The organism is Nocardioides sp. CCNWLW239, assembly GCF_037137035.1.
In the GTDB taxonomy this organism is placed as follows: Bacteria; Actinomycetota; Actinomycetes; order Propionibacteriales; family Nocardioidaceae; genus Nocardioides.
The window spans coordinates 375,924-389,258 of the sequence record NZ_JBBBNW010000004.1 but is presented as its reverse complement, the minus strand read 5'-3'; the positions used below and the strand labels follow the sequence as shown (position 1 = coordinate 389,258).

Here is a 13,335-nt window from a genome sequence, read left to right as displayed (position 1 = left end):
CGTCAGCGCAGTCGCTTGACCAGACCCGCAGCCTGACGTTCCATCCGCCTGGCGATGCCCTGCCCGTTCAGGATCTGGCTGCGTACGCTGGCGCCGTCGTCGTCCGCGGTGACGCTGAACCTCGGCTGGAGCCAGGCGCCGGCCACCGCGTGGGCGCGGTCGCTGGTGTAGACGTGCTCGTACCCCAGGCGGCGCAGGTGCCGCAGCGTCGTGCGGTCGTAGCGGCCGAGCGGGAGGGCCGCCTCGTCCACGGTCTCGCCGGCCGCCATGGTGATCCGTTCGCGGGCCTCGATGAGCTCGCGGCGTACGCCTGCGGGGTCGAGCCCGCGCCAGCTGACGTGGTCCATGCCATGGGTGCCGATCCGCATGCCCGCGACGCGGAGGAGGCGGATGTCGAGGCGGTCGACGCTCCCCGGTCGGCCGAGCCGACCGGCGAGGACGAAGAAGGTCGCGCTCAGGCCGCGGGTGAGCAGACCCGGCAGACCGAACGTGACGTCGGAACGGTTGCCGTCGTCGAAGCTGATCCGCACGTCGGGCCGGCCCGCGAGCGCGTCGAGGATGTCCTCGTAGGCGTCCTGGCTGATCCAGTAGCGGTCCTCGCCCGGCTCGAGCTCGCGCTCGGGCTCGCCGATGCCGTGGAAGCAGATGTTGGTCACGTGGGCGGGCATGTCCTCCACGCTAGGCAGCCGAGGGCTGAGGTGGCCCGTGTCGTCGGCGGCCTACCTGATACGGGGGATCTGCGGTCGGGTAGGCGTTCCAGCGGGGGTGGATGCCGCCGAGACTCGATCACGTGCCGCATCTCGTCCACACCGTCGCTGTCGTGGTGGTGACCTACAACAGCGCTCACCTGCTGGCCGACCTCGTCGGCTCCCTGCCGGGTGGGCTCGCCGGTCTCGGGTGGCGGCTGGTGATCGTCGACAACGCCTCCACCGACGACACCGTGGCGGTTGCCCGCCGCCTCGCCCCGCAGGCGACCGTCGTCGAGACCGGTCGCAACGGCGGCTACGCGGCCGGGATCAACGCAGGTGTCGCGGCTGCCGGGCCGGGATTCGACGCGGTGCTGGTGCTCAACCCGGACGTACGCCTCGAACCCGGCTGCGTCGCCGCGCTGGCCCGCGAGCTCGGGGCCGGTGTCGGTGTCGCGGTCCCGCACCTGGTCGACGCCGAGGGCCGGTTGATCGAGTCGATGCGCGGCGCGCCGAGCCTGACCAGGGCCTTCGCCGACGCCGTCGTGGGCGCCAACCGGGCGGGGCGGGTCCGCTGGGCCGGAGAGATCGTGGCGTCTCCCGCGGAGTACGAACGGGCCCAGGACACCGACTGGGCGGAGGGCTCCACCCAGCTGATCAGCGCCTCGTGCTGGCGCGCGTGCGGGCCGTGGGACGAGTCCTACTTCCTCTACTCCGAGGAGACCGAGTTCCACCTGCGCGCCCGCGACCGGGGCTTCCGGGTGCGGTACGTCCCGGCCGCCCGTGCGGTCCATCTCGGCGGCGAGTCCACCACCTCGCCCGGGCTGTGGGCGCTGCTGGTGGCCAACCGGGTCCGGCTCTTCACGGCGCGTCGCGGGCGGGTCCAGGGTGCGGCGTACTGGCTGATGGTGCTGGCCCGCGAAGGCAGCCGGGCGCTGCTCGGCAAGCAGACCTCGCGCCGTGCCGTGCGGACCCTCCTCAGCCCCCGGCGGATGAGCGCCCCGCGTGGCCCGGAGTGGGTGGCGAGCGCATGAAGGCCGTGCTCGCCCCGATCACGGCCGAGGACCTCCCGGCCGTGTCCGGGTTCCTGCGCCGGGAGCTGAACCCGCGGGTCCAGGAGCTGGAGTGGACCCAGGCGCTGCGGGTGCCGTGGGACGTACCCCAGCCCAACCACGGGTTCTTCCTCACCGAGGGCGAGCGGGTGGTCGGCGCCTACCTCGCCTACTACTCCGAGCGGCGGGTCGGCTCGGACACGCTTCAGGTCTGCAACCTGGGCGCCTGGTGCGTGCTCGACAGCCACCGGCACCAGGGGCTGCGGCTGCTGACCACGCTGCTCAAGCAGCCGGGCTACGAGTTCACCGACTTCTCGCCCTCGGGCAACGTGATCGCGCTCAACCGGAAGCTCAAGTTCACCGATCTCGACACGACCACCTCGCTGGTGCCGGCGGTGCCCCTGCCGGGGCGGCGTGGGGTGCGGGTGAGCAGCCGTCCCGACGTACTGGACTCGGTTCTGCAGGGGGAGGAGCGGGACCTCTACGCCGACCATCGCGCCGCGGCAGCCGCCCGGCACGTGGTGCTGAGCACCGGCTCCGAGCACTGCTACGTCGTGGCTCGCAAGGACACCCGCAAGGGCGTACGTGCCTTCGCCTCCGTCCTCTACGCGAGCAACCCGGAGCTGCTGCGGCGGCACGCGCCGCGGCTGGCCACGCACCTGCTGCGGCAGCACGGCGCCGCGGCGACCCTGATCGAGCACCGGGTCGCCGGTGGTCCTCCGGTCGGCTCCCGCCGGCTGTCGCGGTCGCGGCCGAAGATGCTGCGCAGCGACGCCCTGGATCCGGCCAGGGTCGACTACCTGTACAGCGAGCTGACATGTCTGGAGTGGTGAGATGCCGAACGTCATCGGTATGACCGTCGGCGGCGTTCCCGTGCGGCTGCTGGCGGAGCGGGTCGGATCGACACCGTTCTTCGCCTACGACCGGGCCGCGATCGACGCCCGGGTCGCCTCGTTGCGCTCCGCGCTGCCGGGGGACGTGCACCTGAGCTATGCGGTCAAGGCCAACCCGATGCCCGCCGTGGTGCAGCACCTGGCCCGGTCCGTCGACGCTCTGGACGTCGCCTCGGGGGCCGAGATGCGGGTGGCGCTCGACACCGGGATCGCGCCGGGGTCGGTGAGCTTCGCGGGACCCGGGAAGTCGGTCGCCGAGCTGACTTCTGCGGTCGCTGCGGGTGTGCTCGTCGAGATCGAGTCGCCGCTGGAGGCGGACCGACTCGTCGAGGCCGCCGAGCGGCTCGGGATCCGGCCGCGGGTGGCGGTGCGCATCAACCCGGACTTCGAGGTCAAGGGTTCGGGGATGCGGATGGGCGGCGGCGCGCAGCAGTTCGGGGTCGACGCCGAGACGGTGCCGCAGCTGCTCAAGGTCCTGCACGACCGCGATGTCGAGGTGGCCGGCTTCCACGTCTTCTCCGGTTCCCAGAACCTGCACGCATCGATCCTGGCGGAGGCTCAGGAACGCACGGTCGACCTCGTGCTGCGGCTCTCCGACGACCTTCCCGCGGAGATGACCTACCTCAACATCGGCGGCGGCTTCGGCATCCCCTACTACACCCAGGATCAGCCTCTCGATCTCCCGCTGGTCGGGTCGCGCCTCGAGGAGCTGCTCGCCGGCCGGGTACGTCCTGCGCTGCCGTCCGCACAGGTCGTCATCGAGCTCGGTCGCTATCTGGTCGGCGAGGCCGGGGTCTACGTCACCCGCGTCGTCGACCGCAAGATCTCCCGCGGCACGACCTTCCTGATCGTCGACGGCGGCATGCACCACCAGCTCGCCGCCTCCGGCAACTTCGGCCAGGTCATCCGCCGCAACTACCCGATCTCGGTCGCCGCGGCTGCCGGTGATGCCGAGGCCGTGGAGGAGACCGTCCAGGTCGTCGGCTGCCTCTGCACGCCCCTGGACCTGCTCGGCGACAAGGTGAGCCTGCCGCGCGCCGAGGTGGGCGACCTCGTCCTGGTCCATCAGGCTGGGGCGTACGGCCTCACCGCCAGCCCTACCGCCTTCCTCAGCCACCCGGCGCCGCTCGAAGTGCTCGTCTGAGTCCCTGAACCCGTAGAACCCGAAGGAGTCTCCATGACCATCGACACCACCGAAGCGACCCTCGACGGGGTCGGCGAGGCGATCACCGAGGTGATCGGCACCGATCACAGCGCCGGCACGCTGAGCGCAGACACCCTGCTCTTCGGCTCCCTGCCCGAGCTCGACTCGCTCGCCCTGGTCGAGCTGATCACCGTCCTCGAGGACCGCTTCGGCTTCGAGATGGACGAGGACGACATCAACGCCGAGGTCTTCGAGTCCGTCGGGTCCTTGGCGGAGTACGTGCGCGCGCAGGTGGGGTGATGTTCACCGAGGTAACTCGGTCTGGAGTCACTTCCTTCGCGGAGTTCCACGAGGGCAGTGACCGCTCACCGAGGTAACTCGGTGAACATCCCGCCCTCAGCGAGCAGCTGAGCGGCCGCCTGGTCGACCTTGCCGTTGCCGAGGCGGGGGAGCTGCGCGACGGGGACGAGTACGTCCGGGACCGAGTCGGGACGCAGGACTGTCGGGAGCCGCCGGCGGAGGTCGTCCAGGTGACCCTCGGGACCCTCGACGAGGCTGACCAGGCCGCCCTCGGGGGTGGCGGCGGTGAAGGTGGCCAGGCCGAAGGCCTGCTTCACCTCGGCGTCGAGCGCGTCCAGGTCGACGAAGCTCGCGCTGCGCTTCACCCGGCGCCCCGCGCGGCCGAGGCAGAAGAGCTCCTCGCCACGCCGGGCGCCGAGGTCACCGGTGAGCACCCGCTCCGCGCCGTCCCAGTGCGGGAAAGCACCGCTCGGGGAGCCGAAGAGATAGCCGCCGGGCAGGTGGGGCGACTCGATGGCCAGCATGTCCCCGACCTCCCCGGAAGTCAGCGACGTACGCCATCCTCCGACCGTCCCGCGCCCGATCCCGACCGCGCCGTGGACGGCTGCGAGCTCGTCGCCGGCATCGAACCGGGCGGCGCTGGCGAACCCGATCGTCTCGCTGGTCCCGTACGTGTTGACGACGGTCGGTATCCCGAGGTCGAAGACGCGCCGGGCGTCGGCTGCGGAGAGCCGGTCGCCGCCGGAGCCCCAGACGCGCAGACTCCGCGGGGCCGCGTCGACGCGCTCGGCGGCGGCGAGGTCGATGAACCGGGGCGCCAGACGCAGGTGCGTCGCCCCGACGCGGGCGCAGAAGCCGAGCGGCCGGAGCCGGTCGCCCAGCGATCCGGACAGCTGGATGGAGGAACCGGCGGCGAGCGCGATCAGCAGGTTGGTCATCGCCAGGTCGTAGGAGAGATGCGAGACCTCGGCCCACACCGAGGTGTCATCGAGCGAGAGCGCGGTCGCGCCGTGCGGGACGAAGGCGTCGATCCCGACCCATGACGACAGCACGCCCTTGGGGCCGCCGCCGGTGGAGCCGGAGGACATCGCGACGTACCCGGCCGAGGCGTCGGCGCGAGACGACGAGGCCACCGTCCGGATCCCCGCCCGGTCGAGGACGACGTCGGGGTGGAGCGCCTGGATGAGCGACCGCTGGTGCTCTTCGGGCGCCGACGGATCGACGAAGCAGACCGACACGTCGCCCAGGATCGTGGCGAGGAGCGCGACGACCGCATCGGCGGACAGCGGCAGCGACACGGCGACCATCGGCCGCGGGACACCGGCGGCCCCGACGAGCGCGAGCCGCAGCTCCTCGGCCGCGTCGGCCAGCTCGCGTGGACCCAGCGACGAGCGCCGGTCGGCGACGACGGCCTCCGGCCGGGGACGGCTGCGTACGGATCGAATGCGCTCGGCCAGCGGGTTCACAGGATGCGACGCTAGGAGCCGCGAGCCGCGCCGGCACCCGCCTCGCCGCCCACGATCCCCGGATTCGGGGATATGCCGCGTATGCCCGCCAAGCCGGTCTCAGCGCTCGTCAACGTTGCTCACATGGCCAACGCAGCCCAGCAGAGACATGGCGTGGCAATGACGCACGTGCTGATCATCGTCCATAACCTTCCCGTGCCGCTCGACCGCCGGGTCTGGCTCGAGTGCCAGGCGCTGGTCGCGCGTGGTTACGAGGTCAGCGTGATCTGCCCGAAGGGACCCGGCGACCCCGGCCGCCAGCAGCTGGGCGGGGTTCGCATCTACAAGTACCGTCCCGCTCCGCAGGCCAGCGGCGTGCTCGGCTATCTGCTCGAGTTCGTCTACTGCTGGATCCGCACGGCGCTGCTGACCACCCGGGTCTGGCGCGACCGCCCGTTCACGATCATGCAGGCGTGCAACCCGCCCGACACCTACTGGCTCCTGGCCCGCATCTGGAAGCGCCGCGGCGTCCGGTTCGTCTTCGACCAGCACGACCTCAACCCCGAGCTCTTCCTCTCCCGGTTCGGCACGCCTCGGTCGCTCTCGGGCCGCGCCCAGCTGGCAGCGCTGCGCTGGCTCGAGAAGCAGACGTACGCCACCGCCGACCACGTCATCTCGACCAACGAGTCCTACCGGAAGGTCGCGATCACCCGCGGCGGGATGGCCCCGGCGGCCGTGACCGTGGTCCGCAGCGGGCCGGACACCTCGGTGATGCGGCCGGTGCGGCCCCACGAGGCTCCCTCCTCGGGTAGCCGGCACACCCTGGTCTACCTGGGGATCATGGGTCCCCAGGACGGTGTCGACACCGTCCTGGTGGTGATGGAGGAGCTCGTCCACCGACGCGGCCGCACCGACGTCGACGCGGTGCTGATGGGCTTCGGCGACTGTCTCGAGGACCTCAAGCGGCGATGCACCGAGCTCGGCCTCGACGACGTGGTGACGTTCACCGGACGCGCAGGGTCCGCCCTCATCGCCCAGCATCTCAGCGCTGCCGCCGTCGGCCTGTGCCCCGACCTGAAGACGCCGCTCAACGACGTCTCGACCATGAACAAGACGATGGAATACATGGCGTACGCCCTGCCATCGGTCTCCTTCGACCTGGTCGAGACGCGGGTCTCCGCCGAGGACGCGGCGCTCTTCGTCCCGTCGGGCGACGTCGGCGCGTTCACCGACGCGGTCGAGTCGCTGCTCGACGACCCCGAGCTTCGCGTCGAGCTGGCGCTGCGGGCGCGCGAGCGCGCGGCCAAGGTGCTGGACTGGGGCCCGCAGTCGGCGGCGTACGTCCAGGTCTACGATTCGATGTCCGCGATCGGTGAGACGCCGACGGCGATCGACGGGTTCGAATACGTCGACCTGGACGACCCGGACGCGCTGCGCCAGTTCGTGCTGACCCGAGGACCTGCGGCGACGTAACCCATTTCGGGTAAAAATCCTGCGGTCACGGCCATAGGCCTCGCGGGTGCTCTTGGATTGGCCCCTTGTGTTGAACGCGGGGGCTGATCAACAGGAGTCAACCCCACGTGACCCCAACTGTGCGGATGCTCGGGACCCGTGGGGTCCCGGCTGCCCACGGCGGTTTCGAGACCGCGGTGGAGAACATCGGGCTGGACCTGGCCGACCGCGGCTGGCGCGTGGTCGTCTACTGCCAGGACGACGACCCCGGGGCTGACCTGCGCACCGACTCGTGGAAGGGCATCGAGCGGGTCCACGTACCCGCCCGGCACGCAGGTCCGCGCGGGACGATCGAGTTCGACGTCGGCGCGGTGCGGCACGCGGCCCGCGAGGCCGCGAGCGACGGCAGCGTGTGCGTCACGTTCGGCTACAACACGGGCATGCTCAACACCGTGCTCCGCTCCCGAGGTGTCCCCAACATCATCAACATGGACGGCATCGAGTGGAAGCGGGCCCGCTGGTCGGGCCCGGAGAAGGCGTTCCTGTGGACGCAGGAGCGCGCCGCCTGCTGGCTGGGCGACCACCTGATCGCCGACCATCCCGAGATCGCCCGCCATCTGGCGACCCGGGTGCCGACGACGAAGATCACCACCATCGCGTACGGCGCTCCGCGGGTGCTCGACGCACCCGAGTGGCCGGTCTTCGACCTCGGTCTCGAACCGGGCTCCTATCTCACCCTGGTCGCCCGCCCGGTGCCGGAGAACAGCATCCTCGAGGTCGTCCGTGCCTTCTCCCGTCGCCGCTGGGGCAAGCAGCTGGTGGTGCTGGGTTCCTACGATCCCGCCGACGACTACCAGCGCGCCGTCCTCGAGGCGGCGAGCGACGAGGTCGTCTTCCTCGGTGCGATCTACGACACCGACATCGTCTCGGCGCTGCGCTTCCACTCCGTCGCGTACGTCCACGGGCACCAGGTCGGTGGCACCAACCCGTCCCTGGTCGAGGCGCTCGGCTGCGGCAACGCCGTGATCGCCCACGACAACCGCTACAACCGCTGGGTCGCCTCCGGTGCGGCGCTGTACTTCTCCGACGAGGCCGGGATCGTCACCGCGCTGGAGCGGCTCCTGTCCGAGCCCGAGCTCACGGCGTCGCTCTCCGCGGCCGCCCGTGCCCGGCATTCCGCCGAGTTCACCTGGGGCCGGATCACCGACCAGTACGAGGCGCTGATCCGCGCGCACCTGCGCTGACCAGGGCGAGGTCCACGCGCCTTCACGAGGCGCGTCATCCGCCGGTGTCGTAGCTGGCCCGAGCCGTAGCGAAGCGGCCAGCGGCCAGGTCGTCCCGCCGGATCACCCAATGGACATTGCCCAGGAGGCCTTCGTCCGTCGCGAGCTCCGCGAACAGCACCCAGTCGTCCGGCCCGTGGTGGTGTTCATGCACGGGATCCTTGTTCCAGACCCAGGGGTAGCCGCCGATCTGCACCTGTCCACCCGTCTGTAGGTCACCCGAGACGTCCCACCACACCTCGCCCAGCTCATCACCGTGCCGGAAGGTGTCGCTGTAGTGGTCGCCGCGGTTGGGCAGTGAGGGATCGAACGCCAGGTGGAGGTCGTGTGGCGGGTGGACTTGCCGCCTCTGTTCGTCGATCGGGCCGCGTTCGGAGACCGGCGTTCCGGCCGGGACATACAGGAGCCGGAACCAGTCGCGGCGAGTCCACGGGACGGAACCGGACGTGTCCGCGAAGAAGAGAATCGTGCCGTCGCGCGGCAACGGGAGATCTGTCGCATCCGGCGGGACGGCCGCGAGATCGACGACGGCCAGGAACGGCAGGTCTGGGACGGGCTCGTCCTCGGGCATCGGTGGCAGCCCGCCGAACCGTCCGGCCACCGGCCCGTCCGGCGATCCGCCCAGACTCGCGCACGGGCGCGTGGTCGTCTCGAGCCATCGTTCGACCTCGTCGAGCGCTATGCCGCGTTCGCGAGCAAGGTCGCGGAACGGATGCATCGATCTCACTCGCGCAGAGTATCCAGGGCCGAGCTCCCGGCGTCGGCCATGACGATGAGCTCGGTTGCCAGCATCACCCAGACCGGGGGAAGCAGACCGGGGGAAGCCTCCGCAGCGCTTGCAAGCATCGCCACGAGCTGGCACGTCAGACGTCGGTGGCGATGTCAGCGGGCGATGGTGCGGGTTCGCGGGTGGTGTAGGTGCGGTAGGCGAGGACACAGGCGACGGTGAGAACGGCGGCGGTCGCCGCGCAGACGGTGAAAAGTGTCCGCCACTCGTCGTGGTCGGCTGCCGGGCCGGCGATGACGGCGGCGATCGAGCTGCCGATGAAGAGCGAGGCGGCGAAGCAGGCCACGACGGTGCCGCGCGCCTCGGGGACGATCGACGTGGCCCAGGTCTGCAGCGAGGTGTGCAGGAAGGCCCAGGTGACCCCCAGCATCACCACGATGCCGACGATCGTGGGCACCGAGACGCTCACCGCGGCCGCGGCGTACCCGATGGTCAGCGCGACACCACCGATCCCCATCAGCGCCCAGCGGGGGAGCCGCCGGGTCAGGGCGTTGAGGGCCTGGGCGGAGAGCAGGACCGCGATGCCGTACGCAGCCGCCGCGAGCCCCGCTCGCGCCGCATCGACTCCTTGGGCCTGGAGGGCGGGGGCGAGGAGGGTGAGGACACCGAGGACGAGGCCGCCCTCGACGAAGACGAGCAGCCCGACGACCAGCACCCAACGGTTGCTCAGCGCGGCCTTGAACGCGGCACCGATTCCGTGGGTGCCGGCGCGGGGCGGCTCCGCGAGCGAACGCAGACCCCAGGCGCTCGCCAGGGCGACGAGCGCCGGCACGGCGAACACGACCCGCCACCCGAAGACCTGGCCGGTGATTCCCGCCGCGGCCGCGGCCAGCGCTGTCCCGACCGCCATCGCGGCCATCAGGTCGGAGAGGGCACGCTGTCGATGCGTCGCGTCGACGGTGTCGCCGACGTACGTCAGCGATGTCGGCACGATCGCGCCGAAGAAAGCGCCCGCGACGACGCGTACGGCGACCAGGACCGCCAGGGTCGGTGCGGCGGCTGAGATCAGGCCGGCGATCCCTGCTCCGACGAGTGCCCACTGCATCAGGCGGACCCGTCCGAATCTGTCCGACAGGGCGCCCCAGAGGGGTTGGCACAGGCCGTAGGCGAGGTAGTAGCCGCTGGCGATCGCTACTGCTTGTCCGACGGAGACGTCGAAGGTTGTCGCTACCAGGACCAGGATCGGGCTCACGACGAATCTGTCGAAGCTGCTCACGAACGAGGCGATCGAGATCCAGGGTGGGGGGTGGGGCACTTCTTTAGGTTAGTGATCGGTTCGGTGGTCGAGCTTGTCGAGACCTCCCTGCCGGGGCGTTTCTTGTGGGTTGGACTGGGCCGCCGACCCTTCTTCTACGGTCTTCTCGACGAGCCCCGGAGTCAAGGACGGCCTGCGGCCGCCGGCTTCGCCGGTCGCCTGCGGCGATCCTTGACACCGGCGCTCGTCGAGAAAGATTTGGCTGGCTATCGGGACGGCGGCCCGGGTGTGGCCGGGAGGCGAAACGTGTTCGGAGGGGCAGAGTCTCGCGGGCCAGAGGGTGGCCCGTCGGGCCATTAACCATCCACAGGAACGAGACCGTACGCTCACCGCGAAAACCACAGTTGACCTGCATCTATGGATGGTTAGGTATCCAATCTGAGCGTAGAATCAGACCCATCACGACACGCCTCTCAACACCTCGGACAGGAGGAGGCAACGATGAGTCTGGACAGCGGGATCGACGCGACCACATCGATCATCGACGCCTCCCTCGAGGAACTCCTCGACCGGGACCCGATCTACTGGTCCACCTCCCAGAAGAAGGCGATGCTGGCCTGGTTGGCCAAGACCGAGGCGCGACAGGCTGCGTTGAAGCTGAGGATCCTGGGTGCCTCTGCTGACATCGCCGCTGAGACGGGCGACAAGGACGCCTCCGCCTGGATGCGGGCAGAACTCCTGGTCGACAAAGGCGTGGCCCGGTCCCAGATCAAGCTCGCCGGCGCGATGGACAGATACGACCTGGTCGCCGCCAGCCTCGCAGCCGGGGAACTCTCCGAGGCGAAGGCCCAAGCGATCGCCCGTGCCCTCGACGCGATCGACACCGCCCCCATCGCCACCCGCGAGGACCTGGTCCTGGCGGAGAAGCTGTTGGTCGAGGAAGCCTGCCGGTTGACCGCCAACCAGCTCCGGATCGCTGGGCGACGGATCCTGGAACGGGTCGACCCGATCCGGTTCGACGAAGCCGAAGCCAAAGCACTCCTCGCCGAAGAGCAACGCGCGCTGCAGAAGACCGCGCTCCGGATCTGGGACAACCACGACGGCACCGTCGGGTTCGAAGGTGTGCTGCCGGTCGCGGCAGGGATCAGGTTCAAGACCATGGTCGAGGCCTACGCCCAGCCGCGTAAGCAGCAGCTGGTGGAGAAGGGTGCGGCGCTGCCGCCGTGGGAACGGCTCCTGGGCCACGGGTTCACCCGGCTGCTCGAGACCATCGACCCCACCGCACTGCCCCGACACGGTGGCGACGCCACTGTCGTCAACGTTGTCATAAGCCTCGAGGATCTCCGCAAAGAGCTCGGGACCGCCATCCTTGGGTTCGACGAGACCAACGGCACCACCATCACCGCCGCCGAAGCCAGGAAGATGGCCTGCAACGCCACCATCATCCCCTGGGTCCTCGGCAGCGACGGTGAAGTGCTCGACGCCGGCCGGGCCAGCAGGTTCTTCCAGCCCATCCAGCGCAAAGCGCTCCGGTTGCAGCAGAAGTGCTGCCAAGCCGAGGGGTGTGACATGCCACCGGAATGGTGCGATGCCCATCATCTCGACCCCTGGGCCGCCGGAGGGACAACCAATCTCAAAGACGGGGTGTTGTTGTGCCCGCATCATCACCGGCTCGCTCACGCGCCCGGATTCACCCACGAACGGCTACCCGACGGCACGATCCGGTTCACCAGACGATCCTGAGTGCAAGCGCGCACCACGAGTCTCACCGAGACCACCACTCGGCTTCCACAGGAGCATGACCACGAGAGCGAGGGCGGTGAGACCGGCTGCGACCCACACGGGTGCGAGCCTGCCGACGCCGGCCGCGAGCCCGAGCGCGCCGAGGACGGGGCCTGCCGCGGCGCCGATGTTGAGGGCGGCGGTGGCGTACGAGCCTGCCATCGTCGGGGCGGCCGAGGCGGCGTAGAGCACCTGCGCGATCAGGGTGCTGCCGACGCCGAACGACAGCATTCCCTGGACCAGGGCGAGGGCGACGAGGAGCACGGGGTTCGACGCGCTCAGGGCGAGCCCGATCCAGCCTGCCAGCAGCAGGGGGCCGCCGATGGCGAGCACCAGGACCGGCCTGGTGTCCGACAGCCGTCCTGCGACCGTGACTCCGAAGAACGACCCGACGCCGAACATCACCAGCACCACGGAGACCCAGACGTCCGCCAGTCCTGCCGTCTCGGTCACCACCGGCGCCAGGAACGTGAAGGCGGCGAAGGTGGCGCCGTTGACCAGGGCACCGAGGGTCATCGCGCGGAGGAGACGGCGCGAACGCAGCTGAGCCAGCTCGGCGCGGAGCCTCGGCGAACCGGTGCCGTCATCGGCTCGGCTTCGAGTCTCCGTGACGCCGCGCAGGATGCCGAGCGCGGCGGGGACGCACAGGAGCGAGATCGCCCAGAACGTCGTGCGCCATCCGGCGGCGGCGCCGAGGAGGGCTCCGGCGGGAACGCCGACGACGGTGGCGATCGTCGTACCGGACAGCAGGATGGCGAGGGCGCGGCCCTTCCTGTCGTCCGGCACCAGTGTGGTCGCCGCGGACAGTGCGACCGCGAGGAAGCCCGCGTTGGCGAGGGCACTGAGCACCCGGGCGACGAGGAGGATCGGGAACTGGGAGGTGACCGCGGCGATCACATGGCACGCGGCGAACAGCAGCAGGCAGACCAGCAGCGCCGTACGCGGGGGCCAGCGGCGGGCGAAGGCAGCCATCAGCGGTGCGCCGACGACCATCCCGACGGCGAAGGCGGAGGTCAGCAGTCCTGCGGTGCCGACGGTGACGTCGAGGTCGGTGGCGATCGCGGGCAGCAGGCCCGCGAGCATGAATTCCGAGGTGCCCATGACGAAGACCGCCAGGGCAAGCATGTAGAGGGCGAAAGGCATCGAGTGCTCCGAGGTGAGTGGTCAGAAGATGGTCCTTCTGGTCACCACGGCCGGTGGCCCGGGGCAGGCCGAGCACGCCCGCTCAGATCGCGGGCGGAATGCTCAGATTTTCACGGGGCTGGCGGTGTGACCGGCAGCCCCCGACCTGTCCGATTCGGGACTCGACATGGCTC

At 70.4% G+C, this 13,335-nt stretch carries 13 protein-coding genes; 7 read left to right on the top strand and 6 right to left on the bottom strand.

Translation table 11 applies throughout. The features are described from left to right. Positions 1-2: 2 nt before the first annotated feature. Entirely contained in the window at positions 3-668 is a 666-nt protein-coding gene (locus WBG06_RS18880; RefSeq protein WP_336738498.1) for a polysaccharide deacetylase family protein, read from the bottom strand. Positions 669-790: 122 nt separating this feature from the next. On the opposite strand from WBG06_RS18880, the gene WBG06_RS18875 reads away from it, so the two are divergent. From WBG06_RS18875 to WBG06_RS18860, 4 genes are read left to right on the top strand one after another with little or no spacing between them, the layout of a single operon-like run. Next, positions 791-1,720, top strand: coding sequence for a glycosyltransferase family 2 protein (locus WBG06_RS18875; RefSeq protein ID WP_336738496.1), 930 nt, complete (start codon positions 791-793; stop codon positions 1,718-1,720). Next, the gene (locus tag WBG06_RS18870) at positions 1,717-2,571 is read left to right on the top strand and encodes a hypothetical protein (protein WP_336738495.1); all 855 of its coding nucleotides are present in this window, start codon (positions 1,717-1,719) and stop codon (positions 2,569-2,571) included. Before WBG06_RS18875 ends, WBG06_RS18870 begins: the two co-directional genes overlap by 4 nt. Position 2,572: 1 nt before the next feature. Continuing rightward, positions 2,573-3,775: a pyridoxal-dependent decarboxylase, exosortase A system-associated gene (locus WBG06_RS18865; protein WP_336738494.1), complete on the top strand. Its 1,203-nt coding sequence runs from the start codon at positions 2,573-2,575 to the stop codon at positions 3,773-3,775. A 33-nt stretch (positions 3,776-3,808) separates the two neighbouring features. After that, positions 3,809-4,075 carry an acyl carrier protein gene (locus tag WBG06_RS18860; RefSeq protein ID WP_336738493.1) on the top strand — a complete coding sequence of 89 codons (267 nt, stop codon included), beginning with the start codon at positions 3,809-3,811 and terminating at the stop codon, positions 4,073-4,075. 65 nt (positions 4,076-4,140) lie between these two features. Here WBG06_RS18860 and WBG06_RS18855 read toward each other — a convergent pair whose 3' ends face one another. Further along, positions 4,141-5,541 carry an AMP-binding protein gene (locus WBG06_RS18855; RefSeq protein WP_336738492.1) on the bottom strand — a complete coding sequence of 467 codons (1,401 nt, stop codon included), beginning with the start codon at positions 5,539-5,541 and terminating at the stop codon, positions 4,141-4,143. A gap of 159 nt (positions 5,542-5,700) precedes the next feature. On the opposite strand from WBG06_RS18855, the gene WBG06_RS18850 reads away from it, so the two are divergent. Continuing rightward, positions 5,701-6,993: a glycosyltransferase family 4 protein gene (locus WBG06_RS18850; protein WP_336738548.1), complete on the top strand. Its 1,293-nt coding sequence runs from the start codon at positions 5,701-5,703 to the stop codon at positions 6,991-6,993. A 107-nt stretch (positions 6,994-7,100) separates the two neighbouring features. After that, positions 7,101-8,216: a DUF1972 domain-containing protein gene (locus WBG06_RS18845; RefSeq protein ID WP_336738491.1), complete on the top strand. Its 1,116-nt coding sequence runs from the start codon at positions 7,101-7,103 to the stop codon at positions 8,214-8,216. A 34-nt stretch (positions 8,217-8,250) separates the two neighbouring features. Here the strand turns inward: WBG06_RS18845 and WBG06_RS18840 are convergent, their stop codons facing one another. From WBG06_RS18840 to WBG06_RS18830, 3 genes are read right to left on the bottom strand one after another with little or no spacing between them, the layout of a single operon-like run. Then, positions 8,251-8,973, bottom strand: a complete 723-nt coding sequence (locus WBG06_RS18840; protein WP_336738490.1) for a DUF1963 domain-containing protein — start codon at positions 8,971-8,973, stop codon at positions 8,251-8,253. A gap of 5 nt (positions 8,974-8,978) precedes the next feature. Continuing rightward, positions 8,979-9,107, bottom strand: coding sequence for a hypothetical protein (locus WBG06_RS18835; RefSeq protein WP_336738488.1), 129 nt, complete (start codon positions 9,105-9,107; stop codon positions 8,979-8,981). A gap of 11 nt (positions 9,108-9,118) precedes the next feature. Continuing rightward, entirely contained in the window at positions 9,119-10,297 is a 1,179-nt protein-coding gene (locus WBG06_RS18830) for an MFS transporter (RefSeq protein ID WP_336738487.1), read from the bottom strand. Between the two features lie 441 nt (positions 10,298-10,738). Between WBG06_RS18830 and WBG06_RS18825 the strand changes: the two genes are divergently transcribed. After that, the gene (locus tag WBG06_RS18825; RefSeq protein ID WP_336738486.1) at positions 10,739-11,980 is read left to right on the top strand and encodes an HNH endonuclease signature motif containing protein; all 1,242 of its coding nucleotides are present in this window, start codon (positions 10,739-10,741) and stop codon (positions 11,978-11,980) included. On the opposite strand, the gene WBG06_RS18820 is transcribed toward WBG06_RS18825, so the two are convergent. Next, a complete protein-coding gene (locus WBG06_RS18820) occupies positions 11,942-13,162 on the bottom strand; it encodes a Cmx/CmrA family chloramphenicol efflux MFS transporter (protein WP_336738485.1) in 1,221 nt (406 codons plus the stop codon). The genes WBG06_RS18825 and WBG06_RS18820 overlap by 39 nt on opposite strands. Positions 13,163-13,335 lie beyond the last annotated feature (173 nt).

Excerpts from the sequence above, each read along its gene's own strand:
- WBG06_RS18880 (WP_336738498.1), bottom strand. The coding sequence starts at position 668 with ATGCCCGCCCACGTGACCAACATCTGCTTCCACGGCATCGGCGAGCCC.
- WBG06_RS18870 (WP_336738495.1), top strand. The coding sequence starts at position 1,717 with ATGAAGGCCGTGCTCGCCCCGATCACGGCCGAGGACCTCCCGGCCGTG.
- WBG06_RS18865 (WP_336738494.1), top strand. The coding sequence starts at position 2,573 with ATGCCGAACGTCATCGGTATGACCGTCGGCGGCGTTCCCGTGCGGCTG.
- WBG06_RS18860 (WP_336738493.1), top strand. The coding sequence starts at position 3,809 with ATGACCATCGACACCACCGAAGCGACCCTCGACGGGGTCGGCGAGGCG.
- WBG06_RS18850 (WP_336738548.1), top strand. The coding sequence starts at position 5,701 with ATGACGCACGTGCTGATCATCGTCCATAACCTTCCCGTGCCGCTCGAC.
- WBG06_RS18840 (WP_336738490.1), bottom strand. The coding sequence starts at position 8,973 with ATGCATCCGTTCCGCGACCTTGCTCGCGAACGCGGCATAGCGCTCGAC.
- WBG06_RS18825 (WP_336738486.1), top strand. The coding sequence starts at position 10,739 with ATGAGTCTGGACAGCGGGATCGACGCGACCACATCGATCATCGACGCC.
- WBG06_RS18820 (WP_336738485.1), bottom strand. The coding sequence starts at position 13,162 with ATGCCTTTCGCCCTCTACATGCTTGCCCTGGCGGTCTTCGTCATGGGC.